Origin of the sequence: Halobaculum marinum, assembly GCF_029338555.1 — an archaeon.
Classification (GTDB): Archaea; Halobacteriota; Halobacteria; order Halobacteriales; family Haloferacaceae; genus Halobaculum; species Halobaculum marinum.
The window spans coordinates 2,841,980-2,863,092 of sequence record NZ_CP119989.1 but is presented as its reverse complement, the minus strand read 5'-3'; the positions used below and the strand labels follow the sequence as shown (position 1 = coordinate 2,863,092).

The following is a 21,113-nucleotide window of genomic DNA, read 5'->3' as shown; positions in this document are numbered from 1 at the left end:
GTCTCACCTCACACATAGCCGAGGTCCTCCAGTCGTTGCTGCGCCATGCCGGAGACGCGTCGCTCCGGGTCGCTCCCGTCCGGCCACGGGGGGAGCGCGTCGTACAGCGCCGCTTCCACGTCCGCCGGGAGGTCGGCCTCGCGGGCGGTCGTCCCGGGGTCGTCGGGGAGGTCGAACCCCACGGCGGCGTCGTCGCCGCGGGAGACGACCAGTTTCCAGCCGTCGCGGTAGGCGGCCTTCTTCTCGTGGCCGTAGCGCGCGGCCTCGACGAGCGGCACGCGGTCGCCGGGGACGCCCCGTGACAGCGAGCACCCGGTCGTCGCCAGCGCCTCCATCTGCCCGAGCGCGTCGAGCAGGGTCGGCGCCACGTCGACCAGCGACGGGGTGCCGCCGCCCGAGCGGACGTCGACGCCTTCCATGGCCAGCGGCACGCGTGCGATGGCCTCGAACGGCGTGCCGCCGTGGTCGATGCCGTAGGCGGGTCGGGAGTCGTGGAACGTCCGCCGGTCGAGCGACGTCTGCTCCCACAGCGCCTCGCCGTGGTCGCCCGTGACGAGCAGGGCCACGTCGTCGGGGAGGCGCTCGCGCAACACGGCCAGTCGGTCGTCGACGTGGGTGGCCGCCGCGCGGTAGAGTCGGCGCCGGTGGTCGCGGTAGCGCTCCCCCTCGTGCCCCGGGTGGGCTTCCTCGCGGAAGCGCCAGCGCCGGATCCCCTCGATGGAGTCGTCGACGTCGTAGCGGTCCCAGTACGGCGCCGGCGGGTCGACCGGTTCGTGGAGGTCGCCGAGGTGGACGTACGAGAACGTGCGCCCGTCGCGGCGGCCGTCGAACCAGTCGAGGAAGTCGCCGAGCACGTCGTCGGCGGGTGCGTCGTCGTACACGCGGTTCGTCGCGAATCGCCCGCCGAGCGCGAAAAACGGCATGTGGAACGCGAACCCGCCGTAGGTGTCGTAGCCGGCGGCGGCGAACACCTCCGGCAGCGTCCGCTCGTGGTCGGGGAGCGTCGGCGGGATGACGAGGTCCGTCGCGCCGCGGTCCACGTCGTCCGACTGCCGCATCGACCCGTGTTCGTGGGGGTACCGCCCCGTCGCGAGCGAGGTGACGGCGGGGAACGTCCACGGCGACGGGGTGACCGCGCTGGCGACGCGTCGGTCGGCGAGGAACGGCGTCGTCTCGGCGTCGACGACGTCCGCGCGGAGCGCGTCCACGACGACGCAGACGACGTGGCGCGGCGCGTCGGCACCCGGCGTCAGCGACTGGAACTCCCGCGCCCGCCGGGCGAACGCGCGGTCGGCCCGCACGCGCTGGACGTGGTTGTACGGCACCGCAAGCAGGCGCTTGACGCCGTAGGGGAGTCGCTGGACGAGCCGTCGGGTGACGTCGTCGAACGCCGACCCCGACGCCTCGTCCCCGTCGGACGCCTCGCGAGCGCCGCCGTCGCCGTCGCCGCCGCGGTCAGTCATCGGCCACCTCCCACACCCGCACGGGCGGCGTCCCGCAGTCGTCGCAGACGACGGCGTCGGTCCCCTTGAACGGCTGGCGGTCGAGGGTCCCGTCGCACGTCGGCTGAACGCAGGTGTCGCCGGCGAGTCGGTCGAGCACGTCCGCACCGGTCGGGCGGTCGCGCTCGTGCTCGTGCGACTGCTGGCTCACGCCTCCTCACCTCCGTCGGTCGCGACGGCGGTCGACGACGCTGTGAGCAGGTCGACGAACTGGTCGGTCGTCTCGGCCATGCTGACGGCGTCGCCGGCGGCGGCGTTCGTGTGTGCGATGTCGCGGAGTCGCTCGCGGTCCTCCCAGAGGTCGACGATGCCGTCGGCCAATGAGGTGGCGGAGCCGGGGTTGACGAACGCCGCGTCGCCGCCCGTCTCGACGGTCGAGGTGCGCATCCCCTCGTTCTCGAAGGCGACGACGGGCTTGCCGTACGACTTCGCGAGTTGGAACACGCCGCTGACGCCCGTGCAGGTGTGGTACGGCATGAGCACCGCCGTGGCCGACCCCCACACGTCGTCCAACTCGTCCTCCTCGACGTAGCCGGTGAACTCGACGCCCGGTTCCTCGCCGAAGCGCGACTCCAACTCCTCACGGTGACCGGGGTAGTCCGGGTGGGAGCCGCCCGCGATCACGAGTTCGGCGTCCGGGACCGCCTGGCGGACCTGCCGGAACGCCCGCACCGTCGTCTCGATGTCCTTCGTCGGGCCGAGGAAGCCGAACACGAGGAGTCGCAGCGGCGGGTCGAGCGGTACCGTCCCGCCGTCGGCGCGCTTGAACGTCCCGTGCGGGACGTGCACCGGGTCGCCCAGCGGGTAGCGCTCGGCGACGATGTCGCGGTACTCGGCGGCGGTGACGGTCGTCGCGTCCGACAGGAGGACCAGTTGGGTCGCCGCCCGCGCGCCGACGCGTTCGAGTGTGCCGACGGTGTCGTCGACGTGGTCGTCCTCGACGATCTCCAGCAGGTCGTGTAGCGTCGTGACGACGGGCACGTCCAGCGTCGCCCGGCACAGCGGCGGGAGCGCGAGGCCGAGGAAGCGGTAGGCGTTCGTCGTCCCGAAGTACGTCATGTGGAGGTTGAACTGGACGGCGTCGTATTTGTCCGAGCGCAGTTCGCGGAGCAGTCGCCACGCCGAGCGCGCGGAGTCGCGCTCCCACACGCGCCGCACCTCGTAGTCGCCGCGGTCCTCGACGTTGGGCGCGCGGTCGGTCCGGCGCGCCAGCACCGTCACCTCGGTGTCGTCGCGGGCGGCGTACGAGCGGGCCAACTCCTCGCCGTACTCCGCGAGGTGGCCACGGTTCGGCGGGTGGGAGGTGACGAGCGCGACGTGCATCGGGTCGTCGTCTGCGTCGTCGGCCTCGTCGGCCTCGTCGCCGCCGTCGGCGTTCGTGTGCTCGGGGTCGGCCGCCACGCCTGCGCCGCCGTCCGGCATCGCCCGCGGCGTCTCCCGCAGGGTGCCCCGGATCCGCGCCAGCGAGCGGAGGAGGGCGGGCACGTCGGTGCCCACGTCCACGTCGCTCTCGCCGGGGTCGTTCCACGCGATGGGGACCTCGCGGATTTCGAAGCCGCGACGGTGCGCCAGCGCGAGCAGTTCGGTGTCGAAGGCGAACCCCGTCTCGTCGATGTCGTCGGCGACGGCGGTCCACACCTCCCGGCGGAACGCCTTCGCCCCGCACTGGAAGTCGGTGACCGGGACGCCGGTCGCCCCGCGAGCGAGCAGGCGGTAGCCGCACCCGAGCGCTCGCCGGAGGAGCGACTGTCCCTCGCGGTCGGCGTCGCCGGCGTCGCGCGACCCCGCGGCGACCGGGGCGGTTCCCCACTCGACGGTGCGGTACAGGCGGTCGAGTGCTTCGACGGCGACCGCGCCGTCGGCGTCGACGTAGCCGAGTACGTCGCCGTCGGCGACCGCGAGGCCGGCGCGGAGGGCACCCCCCTTCCCGCGACGCTCGTCGCTGACGGCCAGCGCAACGCCGTCGTGTGTGGCGACGCGCTCGGCGGCGCGTCGAGCGTCGTCGTCGGGCGCGTCGAGGCAGACGACGACCTCGTCCCACCCGGCGGTCAGGAGGCGCTCGACGAGCCCCGTCCACACGTCGGGTCGCTCCCGGTAGACCGGGACGACGACCGAGCGGTCGGTCGTGTGTTCTGTGGGCTGTGCGGCGGCGGTCTCGTCTGTGTGTGTGTCGTCGGTCATTCGTTCGAGGTCGAGAGGGCGTTCGTGAGGCGGGTCGGGTGCAGGTCGAGGTCGAGTTTCACCGTCGCCAAGCCGGCGAGGAACAGCGCCGCGTTGGCGACGAGCACCAGCTGGGCGACCTGGATCAGCGTGTCGTGGACCGTCCAGATCAGCGCGAGTTCGGCGACCGAACCCAGCGCGAACAGGTAGACGTAGCCGGTCCGGTCGCGCGCCAACTCGAAGTTGAGCACGACGACCGCGAGCACGACCGCCGAGATGGCGAGGCCGTACCAGCGGACCAGCGGCGCGGCGGCGACGAACTCGGGGCCGTACGCGAGCAAGAGCAGTTCCTCGGCGACGAGCCAGAAGCCGACGGCGCCCGCGGCGGCGACGAGCGCCGCGTACCCGAGCGCGCGGTCGAACAGCGCGTGGAGCCGCTCGCTTCGGGCGGCGGCGTGGTCGGCGGTCACCTTCGGGAACAGCGCCGTCGAGATGCCCATCGGCAGGAACAACAGCACCTTCCCGAGCACCGAGGCAGCCGCGTAGTGGCCGGCGTCGACCGCCGGGAAGAAGTGCTTCACCACGACCACGTCGGCGTTGGCCGGCACGGTGAGACAGAAGCCGGCGATGGCCGCTGGGACGACGTAGCGGTACGCCCGGCGGTAGCGGAACGCCGTCTGCGCCGCCGAGGCCGTCCCCAACTCGCGCAGCAGGTACGCCGTCGAGGCGACGAGGACAACCGCCGAGCCGAGCACGACGGCGGCGAAGGCGCCGTACAGCCGGAAGCCGGCGAGCACGAGCGCGACGCCGAGCGCGAGTTTCACGGCCGCCTGCGCGACTTTGAAGACGCCGAGGGCGCCGAACCGCTGGAGCCCCTGCAAGGTGCCCTGGTTGGCGGTGAGGACGAGTTCGACGCCGATGGCGGCGGCGACGACCGTCACCGGCGCCGCGGAGTCGAGGCCCAGGAACCCCGCGATGGCGGGGCTGGCGGCGACGAGCAGGACGGTGCCGCCGACGCCGAGGGCGACCGAGCGCAGCAGGAAGCCGCGGTAGAACGCGGCGCGCTCGTCGGGTCCATCGAGTTCGGCGGCGAACCGCGAGGCGCTGAACCTGACGCCGCGACCGACGACGTGCAGCAGGTAGAACAGCGCGAACAGCGCGCCGAAGGCGCCGTACGCCTCGGCGCCGAGGTACCTGCCGACGAACACCTGGTAGCCGTAGTTGAAGCCGCCGGCGACGACGGTCGCCGCGGCCATCACTCCGCCGTGGTGGACGAGGTCGTCGGTGCCGACGGCCCGGACGGCGCGTGCGAATCGACGGAGCAGTCGCTGGAACGGGAGCGTATTTTGGTCTGTCATGGTGGCTCCCGTCAGCTAGCGTCCGCCTCGCGGGACGTCGGAGGGCGGTCCGTTGCCGTTCGCGTGCGCGGGCGGGCCGTTGCCGGCTCCGGGGTTCTCGGGTGGTCCGTTCCCCTCGCCGCGGTCGTCGTCCTCGGCGTCGGCGTCGTCCTCGTCGGACTCGTGCTCCTCGGCGTCGTCGTCCTCGGATTCGGACTCGTCAGAGTCGTCTCCCTCGGAGTCCTCATCGTCAGAGTCGACCTCGTCAGAGTCGTCGTCCTCGGAGTCGTCAGACGCCTCGTTCACGTCGTCACCGGGTCGGTTGTCGGGACCCTCGCCGTTGTCCGGCGGCGAGCCGTTCCCGGGGACCAGGACCTCGAACGACTCGACGTTCGAGCGGAACTGGTCGCGCTCGTCGCCGGTGTTCACCGTGAGGAAGGCCTCGTAGTTCCCGTGCTTCAGCGCCTTGGAACTGAAGGCGGCCTCGACAGTGATCGACGTGTCGCCGTAGCCGTAGCCGTAGCCGACTGTGGCGTCGGAACCGTTCTCGCCGGCGCGCTCGTCGATGCCGCCCTGGTAGCCGTAACCGTAGCCGTACGCGCCGTCGGTGCCGGAGACGGCGACGTCGAGCGACCGACGAAGCTGTTCGATACGGATCTCGCCTTGGCCGACCACGCCGGTCGACGGCGAGATGGACAAGACGGTGCCGTTCGGCGCGACCGTCACGCGAACCTCCTCGTCCGGCGAGTCTTCGGGCCGAATCGTCAGCGTGAGGCTCTCGACCGGGACGCGCTCGTCGTCGCGGACGTCGGCCGTCGACGTGAACTCGACCCTGTCGCCTTTCGTCACCTGATCGGGGCCGTCGACGGTCGTCCGCACCGCCGCAGAGGTGCCTGCGAAGGCGACGACCGATGTTATCAGTATTGATACCACTACTGCCGTTAGCAGTCGCTGTCTGCGCTGCTGTGTGCTCCCCCCCATGTATCTGTACTCGGTTGCGAGTGGGTCTACGAAAACGGGGTAATTAAATTACACGGGTACCGTCGGAATAGCTACATCATCTGGGGTAGAATTTATTGCTGGTTGAGGTGATCTCGGCAGTGACATCTCACGGCCACGCCCGACGGGTCACCGTCGCCCTCGGGGTCGATAGTCCACGTTCTCACGGAGCGCGCCCCGAGATATCACCCGGCGACACGCCCGTGTTCTACCAGGTCGCGCAGGCCGAGAGCGCGGCCGCGTCGTTCGTTGCCGGCCCCGGCACAGCCCCGCTGGGCGAGGGCAGCATCTCCCAGCCCGTCACCTGGACGCGCCTGCTCGAACTGTACCCCGACGCGACGATCCGATTCGGCTTCGGCGTGGGCGTCGGCTCCGGCTGGGGGCCAGCGACGATGCACGTCGACAACCTCCAGATCGGCGTCGACGGACAGGTCACGACGTACAACTTCGGGAACTGAGCGAGCCGACGCCACGCTCGGCACAAAAACCGCCCGACGGCACCGATTTTGAACGGAGTTTGCACGGAGTTCGCCCGGACACCGAACGGATCTCGAAAAACCGCTATCCCTCCACCCGCCGTCCGCTCTGGTATGGACCACACCCCACGCACCGCGGCGGCGGTCGACGCCGCCCGAGAGTACGGCCCGGCGCTGCTCGTCGCGCTGGCGGCGGGCGTCGGTGCGGTCGCCGGGTCGTTCGCGGCGGTCGGGCGCCTCCCGGCGTTCGTCGCCGCGCCGGTCGCGCGACTCGTCGTCGCCGTGACGCCGGACGTCGTCGTCCGGTACTCCATCCTCCTGCTCGGCGACGTCGGCGACAGCATCGCGTTCCTGCTGGCGCTCACCCTCACCGCCCTCCTGTTCGGGGTCGTCGTCTGGGCGGTCCGCCGCGCGGCGACCGCCGCCGACGGCGACCGACTCGACGCCACGGTCGCCGGGTCGGTGCTGGCGCTGGTGGCGGTCCTCGTCCTCGCAGTCGGCCTCGCTGGCGACGCGACCTCCGCGGTCGGCGCCACCGTCGGCGCCGCGGTCCCGCTGACGCTCGCCGCCCTCGCCGGCCGCGGCGAGTCTCCCGACGCCGCCGCTCGCCGGACGGCCCTCGGCAGCATCGCGGCGGCGGTCGGCCTCGCGCTGGCGGGCGGCGTCATCGGCACGAGGCGGACGGTCTCCGCTGGCGACGGCACGACCACGGTCCCCGCTGACTCCGAGGTGGGTCGCTTGCTCGACCTGGCGCGCGAGCGCTCGCTCGCCGTCGAGGGCATCGAACCGCTCGTCAGCGAGCGGTTCTACGAGGTCGACATCAACCAGGTCGACCCCGACCCCGACCGTGACGAGTGGACGCTCTCGGTCACTGGCGCCGTGGAGAACGCCGGCGAGTACAGCTACGACGACCTCACGTCGATGCCGACCGAGCACCGCTTCAACACGCTCCGCTGTGTCGGGGAGTCGCTCAACGGGATGAAGATGGACAACGCCCTCTGGACGGGCACCCCGCTGATGCAGATCCTCGAAGACGCGGGCCTGCAGGGCGATTACGTGATGCTGCGCGCCGCCGACGGCTTCTACGAGGAGTTCTCCGTGTCGGCCCTCCGCAACGGCTTCCTCGCGTGGGGGATGAACGGCGCCGACCTCCCACGTGGCCACGGTGCGCCCGTCAGGGCGCTGATTCCGGGGCACTGGGGGGAGATCAACGTGAAGTGGCTCACCGAGATCGAGATCCTCGACGAGGAGATGGAGGGGTACTGGGAGGAGCGCGGCTGGCACGGCACCGGACCCGTCAACACGGTCGCGAAACTCCACGCGGTGAACCGCCTCGACGACGGGCGGATCGAGGTCGGCGGCCACGCCTACGCCGGCACCCGCGGCATCGAGCGCGTCGAGGTGTCGACCGACGGCGGCGACACGTGGACCGACGCCGACCTGTCGGAACCGCTCCCCGGCGACGACGTGTGGCGCCAGTGGGTGTACCGGTACGACTCGCCCGGTACGCAACACGAGGTAGTCGTCCGTGCGACCGACGGCACTGGGACCTTGCAGCCCGAAGACGAGCGGCGCGCCTTCCCCAACGGGCCGTCCGGCTGGGTGTCGCGGACGGTCGGCGCGTGACCGGCGCGACCCCGACACTGGCGGCGGGTTTTCGCCGTCGCGACGGCGAACGATTTACGACACTCCCACCGAGATATTCCCAGAGTCAGGATGGAGAAGGCGTTGTGGTACCTGTTGACCGGCACGCGCGGCGGCGCCAACCGTGCCCGGATCATCCGGTTGCTCGACGAGCAGCCGCGCAACGCCAACCGCCTCGCCGCCGAGTTGGACGTGGACTACAACACCGTCCGACACCACCTCGACATGCTCGTCGACCACGACGTCGTCGAACCCGGCGGCGACGACTACGGGAAACTGTACTTCCTCACCGACCGCTTCGAGCGCCACCGCGAGGCGTTCGAGCGCATCACCGACCGGATCGAACCGCGCGAGCCGACCGACGCCGACACCCACGACACCACCGAGTGACCACACAATGGCCCAGATGACCGACCTGTTGACCGTCGCGAGCGCCCTCTCGGCGCTGAACGTCGTCCTCCTCGTGGCCTTGCTGGCCGTCTGGGGGCGCAACTACCTCACCTTCCGCACCCCGCTGACGCTCGGGTTGATCGGCTTCGCGCTCGTGTTGCTCGTCGAGAACCTCGTCGCGCTGTTCTTCTTCTTCGACATGGGGATGCTGTACGCCGGATCGACGCTCGCGCAGTCGACGGTGCTGGCGATGCGCGCGCTCCAGTTCGTCGCGCTGGTGTTCCTCACGGTCGTCTCGATGCGGTAGCCCCGTTTTCGACCGTCTGCTGGCACCACGACGACACGGAGTCTTGTTAGTTTCATAACAATTCGGCCCGTAGGACGATCCGATGCAACTCGGACTCAGTACGGCACCCGGAGCGACCCTCCTCCAGGTGAGTCAATCGGATGTCTTCTCCCAGATCCAGAACGACGCGCTCCTCAGTTCGTCACTGTGGGTGAACATCGCGCTCGCGGGGTTGTCGACACTGCTGTTCGTGTATCTGGCGCGGGGCGTGTCGACGCCGCGGGCGAAGCTCATCTGGGCGGCGACGCTCATGATCCCGCTGATCTCGTTGTCGAGTTACACGGCGCTGGTCTCAGGGCTGACCGTCGGCCTGATCGAGATGCCCGCGGGCCACCCGCTCGGCGGACAGGAGGTGCTCAGCCAGTGGGGACGGTACCTCACGTGGGCGCTGTCGACGCCGATGATCCTCCTCGCGCTCGGGTTGCTCGCCGATGTCGACCGAGGGAGCCTGTTCACCGTCATTGTCGCCGACATCGCGATGTGCGTCACGGGGCTGGCGGCGGCGCTGATCACCTCCTCGTACCTCCTCCGGTGGGTGTTCTACCTGATCAGCTGTGCGTTCTTCGCGGTCGTGCTGTACGCACTGCTCACCGAGTGGGCCGACGCCGCGACGGCTGCCGGGGCCGGCGAGATATTCGACACGCTCCGCGCGCTCACGGTCGTCCTCTGGCTCGGCTACCCGATCGTGTGGGCGCTCGGCGTCGAGGGCCTCGCGCTGGTGCAGTCGGTCGGCGTTACCTCGTGGGCGTACTCCGGGCTCGACGTGGTCGCGAAGTACGTGTTTGCGTACCTCCTGCTCCGGTGGGTCGCCGACAACGAGGGGACCGTCGCCGCCGCCGGCGAGTCCACCGGCGGCGCGTCGCCCGCCGCTGACTGAGCCTCCGACCCGGGTCGGCAGGTCCGCCCCGCCGTCCGCGACTCACCGCTCCAGGAGCCACGACACCCCGAGCGCGCCCGCGAGCGCCGTGGGCTCGATGACGTGGGCCACTCGCACGGAGCGATTCGCGTTCGCGGCGTCGTCGGTGACCGCGTCGGGATCCGCCGGGAGCAGGCTCGACCGCGGCGGGCGCTCGTCGCCGTCGTCGGCCCCGGCGATCGTCAGCGTGTGCGTTCCGAACAGCCGGTCTAGCGGGTCGCGCACGACCGCGGCGTCGGTGACGCCGGTACGCTCTACGCGGGCCTGTGGCTCGCCGATCAGTCGGTCATACACCACGAGGACGTCGTCGTACACGCGGTACTCGACGCTCCCGTACGCGAGGTAACGACCGAGTGTGCGGAACGCGCCGACCCCAACCGCCGCGAGCAGCGGCCACACTGCGAGCGACGCGGCGCCGACACCGACCAACACGGCGGCGAGCACCCACGCAGCGAGGGCGGCACTCGACAGCGAGTACGTCACGCCGCGGGCGACGGCGTCGACGACGCCGACCAGCCGTGGCGGGCGGGCGGTGACGGTGGGGTCGTCGTCGGGGACGGCGACCGGCTCTGGCTCGATTTCGGTCGCCTCGCTGCCGAACACGCGGTACAGCCAGCCGTGGTCGTCGGGGTCGCGCTCGACCTGGAGCGACCGGACGTCGAACGCGAGCTTCCCGACGATCATCGCCCAGAGCACGACGTCACCCGCGACGCCCGACCCGTCTACCAGCGCGGCGAGGAACAACAAGGCGCCGACGCCCAGCAGGTGGACGAGTGGGAGGATCAACACCGATCGCGCCGAGTGGTCGCGATACCCGCCGTCGTGGAAGTAGTCGCGCCACGTCTCGTACCCGCGCCCGACGACGACCGCCAGCCCACCGACCGCCAACTGTCCGGCCGCCGCCTCGGTGGCCGGCGGCGCGGCGACGCCGAACACCGCCAGCGCCACCATCGTCTCCAGCGGCGCGAGGAAACAGACGACCACGACCAGCGTCGGGAGGTTCCGCGGGTACACGGGCGGGAGCGGTCCGGGGAGGTCGATCTCGCCGCGTTTCGCCTGGAACGGGCCGAACAGCCGGTCGTCGTCGACGGCGGCGTTCGGTCGCTTCGCGGCGAACGGGATCTTCGCGACCGACCACCAGACGACGGCGATCACCTCGACGACGAACACGCCGAGCAACACCGTCGTCGACCAGCCGAGCGCGAGCACGCCGACGGGTGTGACGAGCGTCGACGCGAGGACCGCGAGGAGTCCAGAGCGTGGAACCGATGGAGGGCGCACAGTCGACCGATCGGACGGCGGCTGAAACAGCCTGCGGTCCGTCGCGCCCCGACCGCTGGTTACGACCGACTTACTCCCGGGTTATCCACACTCGTGCCGGGTAAGCCGGCGTACTACAAAGCGAGCGGCGGAGCGAACACGCGTCGTGAATCGCGGGCAAGCGGACCGTGAGCCGTGTCGGCAGACCGACTCGCGGACGTGGTGTAGACGATGAGTCGCCAGCGCCGCGGCCGCGTCCTCCTCGTCACGCTGCTGCTCGTCACCGGAGCGGTCGCCGTGGTCGTGCCGGGCGTGCCCACCGTCGCCGCGGGTGGCGACTGCACCGACTCGACGATGACCGAGGAGTCGAGCCACTCGTGTGACGACGACACCACAGACGACGGCTCCGACGGGACCGACGGCTCCGACGGCGACGGCTCCGAAAGCGACGGGACCGACGGCTCCGACGGCGACGGCTCCGAAAGCGACGGGACCGACGGCTCCGACGGCGACGGCTCCGACAGCGACGACGGCGAGTCGACAGCGACGCCGACAGCGACGCCGACGCCCGTGACCGTCGAGGGGGAACCCGACGTCGACGTGTTCCTCCCGGACAACACCGTCGCGCCGGGCGAGGAGCGGCGCCTCACCGTCCAAATCGCCAACGGCGGCACCGTCGACGACGAGGGGCTGGACACGCCACCGACGGGCCAAGAGGCGGTGACGACGGCGCGGAACGTCCGCGTCGAACTGGACGACGGTGACGCACCAGTCACGGTGAACACCGCCGAGACGGCGCTTGGTGACCTCCCCGCCGGGTCGGTCGCGGAGGCGGGCTTCGCCATCCAGGTCGACGAAGACGCCGATCCGGGTGTGTACGACCTGGAGGTGACCGTCGAGTACGACTACACCGAAGAGATCACCGACGACGACAGCGACCGCGAGTTCGAGCGCGACACGTTCGACGTGGAGTTGGTGGTGACCGAGGATGGTCGCTTCAGGGTGACCGACGTGGACTCGGACCTGCAGGTCGGGGAGACGGGGCCGGTCGATATCGAACTGCGGAACGTCGGCGAAGAGGACCTGCGCGACGCGACCGTGACGGTGCGGTCGCCGAACGACGACCTCCGACTCGGCGGCGACGGCGAGGCGACGCGCGCGGTCGGCGACTGGGACGACGGCGACCGCGAGACGGTCACGGTCGACGCGACGCTGTCGGCAGACGCCGCCAGCCAGCAGTACCCGCTGGAAGTGACGGTGTCGTACACCGACGAGAACGGAGACCGACAGACCTCCACCGTGCTCGTCGCCTCCGTCGAACCCGACGGCGAGCAGTCGTTCACCGTCACGGACGTGGAGAGCACGCTCCGCGTCGGCGAGGAGGGCCGCGTGACAGGCACCGTCGAGAACGAGGGGCCGCGCGACGTCGAGGCGGCGGTGATACGCGTCGTCGAGACGGACGAAAACGTCAGGGTGCGCGACCCGGTCACCGTGCTCGGCGACGTGGAGGAGGACGACGACGCCGACTTCTCGCTCCCGGTGTCGGTGCTCGACACCGCACAGCCCGGTGAGCGGCGCGTCACCGTCGTCGTCGAGTACGTCACGCCCGCGGGCGACCGGCGCGAGAGCGACCCGATCGACCTGATCGTCGACGTGTCCAGCGAGACGGCGCGCTTCGAACTCACGGCGGTCGACGCGCGCCTCCAGGCGGGTGACGACGGCCCGCTCGTGCTCACCGTCGTCAACCGGGGCGACGAGACGCTCACCGACGCCACCGTCTCGCTGGCGTCGCGGAGTTCGGGGCTCCTCGTCGGCGACGGCCTCAACGACACCCGGTTCGTCGGTCGGTGGGAGCCGGGCGAGCGCCGGATCGTCACCTACCGCGTCCGCGCCGGCGAGGACACCGCCGGCCAGACGTACGCGTTCGAGGCGTCGGTCGCGTTCGAGGACGAGGACGGACAGCAGCGGCGCTCCGACGCGCTCGCGTTCGGGGCCACGCCTGTCTCCGAGCAGACGTTCGACGCTCGGACCGTCGAGAGTACGCTGCGGGTCGGCGAGGAGGGCCGCGTCCGCGTCGCCGTGACCAACACCGGGCCGACGGCCGTGAGCGCCGTCGGCGTCACGCTCGTCACCGAGGCTCAGAACGTTGCCCCCATCGAGACCGAGGCCGCCGTCGGCGAACTCGCCCCCGGCGCGACCGCCACCTTCGACCTCCCGATCGAGATCACAGAGAACGCCGGGCCCGGAACCCGGCAGTTGTCGTACCGCGTCGCGTACACGGACGACGACGGCGACCGGCGCGAGAGCGACCCGCTCACGACCGACGTCGAGATCGCTCCCGCACGCGACCCGTTCGCCGTCGACGACCGCTCGGCCACCGTCACCGCCGGCGAGAGCGACGTCGTCGAACTCACGCTGACAAACACCCGCGGCGTCCCGCTCACCGACATCCGGGCGAAGGCGTTCGCCGACGACCCCCTGTCCGTGGACGACGACCAGGTGTTCGTCTCGTCGCTCGCGCCCGGCGAGTCCGTCACGATTCAGTTCACCGTGTCGGCCGCCGGCGGCGCCGCCGAGAAGCCGTACCTGCTGTCGGTGGACTTCCTCTACACGACGCCGGACGGCGACACCGAACTCTCCGACCCCGTGAACGTCGGCGTGGGCGTCGTCCAACCGGCGCCACAGCAACTGCCCGACTGGCTCGTCCCCGTGCTCGTGGGGTTCGTCATCCTCCTCGTCGCCGCGTTCCTCCTCCGGCGCCGGCTTGGCGGTCGGAGTTCGCCCGCGCCGAGAGGGGATGTCCCCACCACGACACAAGACGGCGGGAGCGACGACCCGGGTCCGGCCGCGACTGGCGAGGTTGGCGCCTCGGAGACCGCTGGCGACGGTGGCGTCGACCAACCAGACGATGCCGACGACGAGTGGGGTGCGTTCGAGCGCGCTGCCGTCGCAGAGGTCGACACTGCCGACAGCCAGTCCAACGAGGGGTCGGCGAGACACGACGGTGGTGGCCCTGCCGATGGTGGCTGGGGTGCGTTCGAGCGCGCCACTGTCGCCGAGGCTGACGGCGATAGCGAGACTGCGTGGGGTGCGTTCGAGCGGGCCGTCGTCTCCGAGGCGCACACTCCCGACCAGCAGTCGGACGACGCGTCGACTGGACACGAGGGAGGCGACGACGGGCCGCCCGGGACCGACGGATGAGGGCGTACGAGCGCGCCGTCGACGCCGTCTCGCGTGCGACCGTCGACCGACCCGGCGTGGTCGTCGCGGTGTTCCTCGTGCTCACGGCGGGGTTCGCGGTGGGGCTCGGCGGCGTCTCGACGGACGCGGGGACGAGCCAGTTCACCGAGGACCTCCCGGCGCAGCGGGCGTTCGAGGCGGTCGACGAGGAGTTCTCGCCGACGTTCGCGGCGAGCTCCGGCAGCACCCAACTGATCCAGCGTGGGCCGAACGTGCTCGCGAAGCCGGCGCTGTTGCGGATGCTGGAGGCCCAGCGACGCCTCGCCGACACGCCCGCCCTGCGGGTCGTCTCCACGTCGAGCGCGGCGTCGGTGGTCGCCACCACGCTCGACCCGAGCGCGCGGACGCTCGACGCGCAGATCCGCGCTGTGGAGGCCGCGACGCCCCGTGAGATCGACGCGGCGGTTCGCGCCGCCGCCGAGCGTGAGTCGTTCACGAGCCAACTCAGCGACGACTTCAACCCCAGCGCGGCCCGCGCGAGCGCGACCGTCGCGGTCGTCGTCCACGAACCGATCGGCGCCACCGGCGGCTCGGCGGGCGCCGGCACCGACAGCCCGCTGACCTCGATCCAACAGCGCGCCCAGAACATCGTCGGGACCGTCGGCGGCGACATCACCGTGTTCGGCGGTGGCCTCGTCTCCGCGGAGTTCGCGAACGTCGTCTTCGACTCGCTGATCCTCGTGTTGCCCGCGTCCATCGGTCTCATCTTCGTGTTCCTCGTGGTCGCCTACCGCGACCCCGTCGACCTCGTGTTGGGACTGGTCGCGCTCGGGATCACGCTCGTCTGGACGTTCGGCTTCCTCGGCCTCGTGGGCATCCCGTTCTCCCAACTCCTCATCGCGGTCCCGCCGCTGCTGCTGGCGGTCGGCATCGACTTCGGCATCCACAGCGTCAACCGCTACCGCGAGGAGCGCGTCGCCGGCAACGGCATCCGATCGTCCATGTCGGTGGCGAACCGGCAGTTGCTCGTCGCGTTCTTCATCGTCACCGGGACGACCACGCTGGGCTTCGCCGCGAACGTCACCAGCGACCTCGCCCCGATCCGGGAGTTCGGCATCGTCGCCGCCGTCGGCATCACGTTCACCTTCCTCATCTTCGGCGTGTTCCTCCCCGCGCTGAAGGTGCTCTCCGACCGCGTCCGCGAACGCCGTAACCTCCCGACGTTCGGCGAGCGCCCGCTGGGGGCAGAGGGGTCGCTCCTCGGTCGGATCTCTGCCAGTGGGCTGTTCGTCGCGCGCCGCGCGCCGCGGGCGTTCTTCGCGCTCGTCGTCCTCATGGCGGCGGCGTCTGGCGTCTACGGTCTCGGCGTCGACACGTCGTTCTCGCAGGACGACTTCCTCCCGCCCGAGGAGACGCCGGCGGTCTTCGAGGACCTCCCCGAGCCGTTCCGCCCGAGCGACTACACCGTCACAGGGACGATCAACTTCCTCGAAGCGAACTTCGAGCAGTCGCAGGGCGACTCCGTGACCATCTACGTCGAAGGGAACCTCGAGCAGGACTACGCCTTGCAGTCGTTCGCGCGGGCGTCTGAGGAGCCCCCTGCGGTGGTGGTCGCCGAGAACCGGAGCGCAGAGACCCAGAGCATCCTCGGGGTGATCGAGTCGCGGTCGGCGGCCTCGCCGTCGTTCCGCCGCCTCGTCGAGCGCAACGACGCGAACGACGACGGCATCCCCGACGACAACCTCGACCAGATCTACGACGCGCTGTTGGACTCGCCGGCCCGCGACCAGACGCTCCGGTACGTCACCGAGGACCGCCGCGCCGCCCGTGTCGTCTACCAGATCGAGGCCGACACGTCGCAGGCCGAGGTGACGCAGACCGGGCAGACGCTCGAAGACCGCTACCGGTTCGAGGCGACCGCGACGGGGGAGACGATCGTGTTCCAGGCCGTCTCGGACGTGATCCTCGCGTCGGCGGTGTCCAGCCTCGCGGTCGCGCTCGGCGCGACGGCGGTGTTCCTCGTCGCCATCTACTGGCTGTTGGAGGGGCGCCCCTCGCTCGGCGTCGTCAACCTCGTCCCGATCGTCGTGGCGATCTGCTTCCTCGTCGGGTCGATGCGGGCACTGAACCTCCCGGTGAACGCGCTCACCGCCACCATCCTCTCGATCACGATCGGGCTGGGCACCGATTACTCCGCGCACATCGTCCACCGGTTCGCCGACGAGTACGGCCACACGACTGGACTGGAGGAGGCGTTAGACGACGCGGTGCGGGGAACCGGGAGTGCGCTCGCCGGGAGTATGCTCACCACCACCTCCGGGATCGGCGTGCTCGTGTTCGCGATCACGCCCGTGCTCGGGCAGTTCGGCGTGCTCACGGCGCTGTCGATCTTCTACTCGTACCTCACCGCGGTGTTCCTCACGCCGTCGGTGCTGGTGGTGTGGAACCAGGTCGTCGGGCGCGGCGGGGTCGACGTGCCAGCGGGTGGGTCGGAGGACGTGGTCGTCGGGCGCTAGCGCCGCGGTCGAGGACGCGACCGTCGCGCGCGTCGCGTCGGGGCCAGGCGCCAGCTGTCTGTCGAGCCCTCGCCGTCCCCACAACGCATATGATCGCTCGATTCGCCGTCTCTGTATGGACCTACGGGTAGACCACGTGACGGTCGCAGGGCGGAGCCTGGAGTCGCTCGTCGACGCGTTCGAGGCGGCCGGATTCCCGGTCGAGTACGGCGGCGCGCACTCCAACGGCGTGACCCACATGGCGATCGTGGGGTTTCGAGACGGGAGCTACATCGAACTCATCTCCACGATCGAGTCGGAGACGGAGTCTCCGTGGTGGGACGACGCGATCCGTCGAGACGGCGGGCCGTGCGCGTGGGCCATCGGCGTCGACGACATCGAGGCGGCGACGGCGACGCTCGACGAGCGCGGCGTCCGCGTCGACGGCCCCGCCGCGTACGAACGGACACGGGAGGACGGGACGCTCGTCGAGTGGGACCTGACGTACCTCGGCGACGGCGACCCGGGGTCGACGCTGCCGTTTCTCATCGAGGACCGCACGCCGCGCGAGCGCCGCGTCCAGCCCACCGGTACCCTGGGTTCGTCGCCGATCCACGGGGTCGACACCGTGGTCGTCGGCGTCCCGGATCTCGACGCCGCAGTCCAGCGGTTCACCGACGCGTTCGACCTGCCCACGCCCACGAGAAGCGAGTTCGGGGAGGTGGCCGCCGAAGTGGCGGTCTTCCCCGACCAGCCAGTCGCGCTGGCACAGCCGAGCGAGGACGACTGGTTCGCCGAGCGCGTCGACGAGTTCGGTCCCGCTCCAGTCGCGTATGTGCTCGCGTACGACGCTGGTGCGGAGACCCGATTCGACGACTGTACCGAAGGATCGCTCGGCGACCGCCGGATCGACTGGCTGCCAGTGACCGACCCGATCGGCCGTCGCTACCTCGGGATCGCCGAGGCGACCGACTGAGGACGCGGGTCGCTCACCCGCCGAGGAACTGCCGCCGGACCTCCTCGTCCGACAGCAGGGCGTCTCCGTCGTCCTCGTACCGGTTCTCGCCGTTGGCGAGCACGTAGCCGCGGTCGCAGCGCCGCAGCGCTTCCTTCGCGTTCTGTTCGACCATGAGCACCGTCGTGCCGGCGTCGTTGATCTCGTCGACCCGGTCGAACATCTCGTCGACCAGGTCCGGCGAGAGACCCGCCGACGGCTCGTCCAACAGGATCAGATCCGGGTCGAGCATCAGCGCACACCCCATCGCGAGCATCTGCTGTTGGCCGCCCGAGAGCGAACCGGCTTCCTCGTCGGGCCGCTCCGCGAGCGCCGGGAACCGGTCGTACACGTCTCGCTTCCGATCGGCCGGCACCCCGTCGAGCACGTACGCGCCGAGGCGCAGATTCTCGGCGACCGTCAGCGTCGGGAAGACGTTGTCCGTCTGCGGAACGTAGCCGATCCCCTCCCGAACGATCTCCTCGGGAGAGGTTCCGGCGATCTCCGTCCCGCGGTAGCTGATCGACCCGCTCTGGTGTGAGGCGATCCCGACGACGGTCTTCATCACGGTGGATTTCCCGGCGCCGTTCGGGCCGACGATGGTGACGTACTCGCCGTCCTCGACGGAGAGTTCGACCCCAGAGAGCACCTGGAGGTCGCCGTAGCCCGCGTCGAGGTCGGATATCTCGAGGAGACTCATTCGACCTCGCCCCCGAGGTACGCCTCGATGACGCGCTCGTCGGACAACACCGCGTCTGGGTCGCCCTCGACGAGGAGGCTCCCCTGCTGGAGCACGACGAGTCGGTCGACGAGTTCGGTCAGCGTCTCGAGTTCGTGTTCGATGATGACGACGGTCATTCCCCCTTCGTTGAGATCGCGAATGTGGTCTGCGATTTCGCGGGTGAGCGTCGGGTTGACGCCCGCGAACGGTTCGTCCAGCAGGAGCATATCGGGCTCCAGCATGAGTGTCCGCGCGAGTTCGAGCAGTTTTCGCTGCCCGCCCGAGAGCGTTCCACTGTAGTCGTCGGCGAGGTGGTCGAGCTCGAACAGCTCGATCAGCTCTTCTGCTTGCTCTCGGACGGCCTCCTCGTGTGCCTGCATCGACTCACCGCGAACGAGTGCGGGGATCGTGCGCTCCCCGGGGTGGTCCGGCGCCGCGAGCCGGACGTTGTCGCGGACGGTCATCGTCTCCAGTTCTCGGGTGTGCTGGAAGGTCCGCACCAGCCCACGCCGAGCGAGCGTCTCGGGCGCCTCCCCGGTCACGTCGGTCCCGTCGAAGGTGACGGACCCGTCGTCTGGGGTGATGACGCCGCTGACGCAGTTGAAGAACGTCGACTTGCCCGCACCGTTGGGGCCCATCACGCCGACGATCTCTCCCTCCTCGACCGACACCGACAGGTCGTCGATCGCCCGCAGGCCACCGAAGTCCTTCACGAGGCCGTCGATCGACAGGAGGCTCACGAGTCCACCCCCAGTTCCTGCTCGTTCCCCCAGATCCCGGCGGGGCGATAGCGGATCACCGCGACCAAGATCAGTCCGACGACGATGAGCCGGAGCGACGCGAACACGTCGGCGCCCACCGGCGTCGCGTCCAAGGCGAAGCGAGAGGCGAGTCGGAGGCCCATGATGATGGCCAGGCCGGCGAGCACCGCGCGGTGGTTCGCCGCGCCGCCGAGCAGCATCCCGATCCAGATCGTCACCGTCACCTGGATGGTGAAGAAGCCGGGCGCGACCGCGCCGTTGTACAGCGCGAACAGCCCACCGGCGAGGCCGGCGAGCGCGGCGCCGTAGACGAACGACTGCATCTTGTAGGTGAGCGTGGACTTGCCGACCGATCGCGTCACCAGTTCGTCGGCCCGGATCGCACGGAGCACGCGCCCGTACGGCGCCTCTGTGAGGCGGGTGATGCCCGCGAGCGTCACGAGGGTGATCCCACCGAGCACCAACAGCGTCGCCACCATCCTGGTGTCGCCGTTGGTGGCGACCTCGGCGATCGGCTGGGGAACGCCGAGGATCCCGACGTTCCCACCGAAGATGTCCTCGAAGTTGACGAACAGCGAGTGGAAGATCTCGGCGGTCGCCAGGGTGACGATCGCGAGGAAGTCGCCGCGGAGCCGGATCGAGGTGACGCCCACCCCGGCGCCGACGATCGCGGTCACGATCACGCCAGCGACCAGCGCGAGTGGCCACGGGTAGCCCAAGCCGATCCCCGCGAACGTCTCTTGGGCCGACAGCATCGCGGTCGTGTACGCACCGACGGCGAAGAAGACGACGTGGCCGAAGTTGACCAAGCCGGTGTGGCCGTACTGCAGGTCGAGGCCGAGCACCAACAGTCCGTAGATGACGAACAGGGTCCCGACCTCGATGAACACGTACAGCGCGTTCGGGAGCTGCGCCCGCAGCGGTGTGACCGCAAACAGCACGCCGAGGGCCAGACAGATCGCTCCTGCGAGGAACGCCTGCGTGGCGTGGTCAGACGGAAGCCGATCGAGCACGCTCACGCTTCACGCACCTCCTTGCCAGCGATCCCGCTGGGTTTGACCAGCAGCACCGCCACGAGGATCACGAACGCGACCGCCGAGGACAGCCCGGTCATCCCGGACGGGAGGAACGCCGTCGAGAGCGCCAGCACGAGTCCGATGACGTACGCGCCGAGGATCGCTCCGTAGGGGCTCCCCGCGCCGCCGAGGATGGCGGCAGACAGTATCTGCAGGATGTGGCTGAACCCGGTGTCTGAGCTGACGTTCGTCTGGATAGCCATGAGCACGCCCGCGAGTCCGGCGAGGACGCCGGCGAGCACCCAGACGCTATCGCGGATCAACTGCGTGTCGATACCGCGAACCCGCGCCAGGCTCTCGTCGTCACCCATCGCGCGCATTGCGATCCCGACGTCGGTTCGCGTCAGTAAGGCGTGGAGGACGACGAACACGGCGACGGCAGTGCCGATCACGATCAGGTGCTCGGAGGTGACGAAGAACCCGCCGAGCAGGTCGACCGACCCGACCGAGAGATCGGGGAGCGAGTCGAACCGATACGTCACGGTCTCGGTGTCGTAGTAGCGAGCACTGCGTCCGGCGACGAGCCGGATCGCGCTCCGGAGCGCGATTCCGAGCCCGATCGACGTCAGCAGGAGCGGCACCGGCCCCGTCTGGTTGATCGGTGTGAAGAACCCACGGGCGAGCGCGAGGCTGACGAGGCCGCCGCCGGCCATCGCGAGGAGGACGGCGACCGGGAGCGGCACCGGAAGCATGGTGACCGCGAGGAGCCCCAGGAACGCGCCGATCGTGAGGTACTCGCCGTAGGCGAAGTTGATCATGTTCACGATTCCGTAGATCAGGGTGAACCCGATCGCCGCGATGGCGATGTACGAACCGGTGACCAGTCCGAAGACGACGTTCTGGGACAGTCCCATCG

18 protein-coding genes are annotated in these 21,113 nt (G+C 70.3%); 8 read left to right on the top strand and 10 right to left on the bottom strand.

The annotated features are described in order from the left end of the window. Positions 1 to 8 precede the first annotated feature (8 nt). The 5 genes from P0R32_RS14950 to P0R32_RS14930 are packed head-to-tail and all read right to left on the bottom strand — an operon-like array spanning position 9 to position 5,932. Positions 9 to 1,463 carry a sulfatase-like hydrolase/transferase gene (locus P0R32_RS14950; protein ID WP_276237830.1) on the bottom strand — a complete coding sequence of 485 codons (1,455 nt, stop codon included), beginning with the start codon at positions 1,461 to 1,463 and terminating at the stop codon, positions 9 to 11. Continuing rightward, positions 1,456 to 1,653: an HVO_A0556 family zinc finger protein gene (locus P0R32_RS14945; RefSeq protein ID WP_276237829.1), complete on the bottom strand. Its 198-nt coding sequence runs from the start codon at positions 1,651 to 1,653 to the stop codon at positions 1,456 to 1,458. The genes P0R32_RS14950 and P0R32_RS14945 overlap by 8 nt, the downstream gene beginning before the upstream one ends. Beyond that, positions 1,650 to 3,683: a glycosyltransferase gene (locus tag P0R32_RS14940; protein ID WP_276237828.1), complete on the bottom strand. Its 2,034-nt coding sequence runs from the start codon at positions 3,681 to 3,683 to the stop codon at positions 1,650 to 1,652. The genes P0R32_RS14945 and P0R32_RS14940 overlap by 4 nt, the downstream gene beginning before the upstream one ends. Continuing rightward, the gene (locus P0R32_RS14935; protein ID WP_276237827.1) at positions 3,680 to 5,020 is read right to left on the bottom strand and encodes a lipopolysaccharide biosynthesis protein; all 1,341 of its coding nucleotides are present in this window, start codon (positions 5,018 to 5,020) and stop codon (positions 3,680 to 3,682) included. Before P0R32_RS14935 ends, P0R32_RS14940 begins: the two co-directional genes overlap by 4 nt. 15 nt (positions 5,021 to 5,035) lie before the next feature. Then, a complete protein-coding gene (locus tag P0R32_RS14930; RefSeq protein ID WP_276237826.1) occupies positions 5,036 to 5,932 on the bottom strand; it encodes a hypothetical protein in 897 nt (298 codons plus the stop codon). Positions 5,933 to 6,201: 269 nt separating this feature from the next. Here P0R32_RS14930 and P0R32_RS14925 point away from each other — a divergent pair, with 269 nt between their 5' ends. From P0R32_RS14925 to P0R32_RS14905, 5 genes are all read left to right on the top strand, one after another. After that, positions 6,202 to 6,456: a hypothetical protein gene (locus P0R32_RS14925; RefSeq protein ID WP_276237825.1), complete on the top strand. Its 255-nt coding sequence runs from the start codon at positions 6,202 to 6,204 to the stop codon at positions 6,454 to 6,456. Between the two features lie 132 nt (positions 6,457 to 6,588). Then, the gene (locus tag P0R32_RS14920) at positions 6,589 to 8,100 is read left to right on the top strand and encodes a molybdopterin-dependent oxidoreductase (RefSeq protein ID WP_276237823.1); all 1,512 of its coding nucleotides are present in this window, start codon (positions 6,589 to 6,591) and stop codon (positions 8,098 to 8,100) included. Between the two features lie 90 nt (positions 8,101 to 8,190). Continuing rightward, positions 8,191 to 8,508 carry a winged helix-turn-helix domain-containing protein gene (locus P0R32_RS14915; protein ID WP_276237822.1) on the top strand — a complete coding sequence of 106 codons (318 nt, stop codon included), beginning with the start codon at positions 8,191 to 8,193 and terminating at the stop codon, positions 8,506 to 8,508. Between the two features lie 7 nt (positions 8,509 to 8,515). Next, positions 8,516 to 8,815: a DUF8036 family membrane protein gene (locus tag P0R32_RS14910; RefSeq protein WP_276237821.1), complete on the top strand. Its 300-nt coding sequence runs from the start codon at positions 8,516 to 8,518 to the stop codon at positions 8,813 to 8,815. A gap of 82 nt (positions 8,816 to 8,897) precedes the next feature. Continuing rightward, complete coding sequence (locus P0R32_RS14905; protein WP_349770202.1) at positions 8,898 to 9,731, top strand: bacteriorhodopsin; 834 nt, start codon at positions 8,898 to 8,900, stop codon at positions 9,729 to 9,731. Positions 9,732 to 9,773: 42 nt separating this feature from the next. Here the strand turns inward: P0R32_RS14905 and P0R32_RS14900 are convergent, their stop codons facing one another. Next, entirely contained in the window at positions 9,774 to 11,051 is a 1,278-nt protein-coding gene (locus P0R32_RS14900; protein ID WP_276237820.1) for a DUF6498-containing protein, read from the bottom strand. Positions 11,052 to 11,261: 210 nt separating this feature from the next. On the opposite strand from P0R32_RS14900, the gene P0R32_RS14895 reads away from it, so the two are divergent. The 3 genes from P0R32_RS14895 (at position 11,262) to P0R32_RS14885 (ending at position 17,681) form a co-directional block, all read left to right on the top strand. Next, the gene (locus P0R32_RS14895; protein ID WP_276237819.1) at positions 11,262 to 14,231 is read left to right on the top strand and encodes a COG1361 S-layer family protein; all 2,970 of its coding nucleotides are present in this window, start codon (positions 11,262 to 11,264) and stop codon (positions 14,229 to 14,231) included. Next, positions 14,228 to 16,726 carry an efflux RND transporter permease subunit gene (locus tag P0R32_RS14890; protein ID WP_276237818.1) on the top strand — a complete coding sequence of 833 codons (2,499 nt, stop codon included), beginning with the start codon at positions 14,228 to 14,230 and terminating at the stop codon, positions 16,724 to 16,726. Before P0R32_RS14895 ends, P0R32_RS14890 begins: the two co-directional genes overlap by 4 nt. A 115-nt stretch (positions 16,727 to 16,841) precedes the next feature. Continuing rightward, positions 16,842 to 17,681: a VOC family protein gene (locus tag P0R32_RS14885; RefSeq protein ID WP_276237817.1), complete on the top strand. Its 840-nt coding sequence runs from the start codon at positions 16,842 to 16,844 to the stop codon at positions 17,679 to 17,681. A gap of 13 nt (positions 17,682 to 17,694) precedes the next feature. On the opposite strand, the gene P0R32_RS14880 is transcribed toward P0R32_RS14885, so the two are convergent. Genes P0R32_RS14880 through P0R32_RS14865 form a run of 4 tightly spaced genes read right to left on the bottom strand, consistent with a single transcriptional unit; the run spans position 17,695 to position 21,111 of the window. Further along, on the bottom strand, positions 17,695 to 18,399 hold the full coding sequence (locus P0R32_RS14880) for an ABC transporter ATP-binding protein (protein ID WP_276237816.1): 705 nt from the start codon (positions 18,397 to 18,399) through the stop codon (positions 17,695 to 17,697). Continuing rightward, positions 18,396 to 19,160, bottom strand: coding sequence for an ABC transporter ATP-binding protein (locus P0R32_RS14875; RefSeq protein ID WP_276237815.1), 765 nt, complete (start codon positions 19,158 to 19,160; stop codon positions 18,396 to 18,398). The genes P0R32_RS14880 and P0R32_RS14875 overlap by 4 nt, the downstream gene beginning before the upstream one ends. Then, a complete protein-coding gene (locus tag P0R32_RS14870) occupies positions 19,157 to 20,200 on the bottom strand; it encodes a branched-chain amino acid ABC transporter permease (RefSeq protein WP_276237814.1) in 1,044 nt (347 codons plus the stop codon). Before P0R32_RS14870 ends, P0R32_RS14875 begins: the two co-directional genes overlap by 4 nt. Beyond that, positions 20,197 to 21,111: a branched-chain amino acid ABC transporter permease gene (locus tag P0R32_RS14865; RefSeq protein ID WP_276237813.1), complete on the bottom strand. Its 915-nt coding sequence runs from the start codon at positions 21,109 to 21,111 to the stop codon at positions 20,197 to 20,199. The genes P0R32_RS14870 and P0R32_RS14865 overlap by 4 nt, the downstream gene beginning before the upstream one ends. Positions 21,112 to 21,113 lie beyond the last annotated feature (2 nt).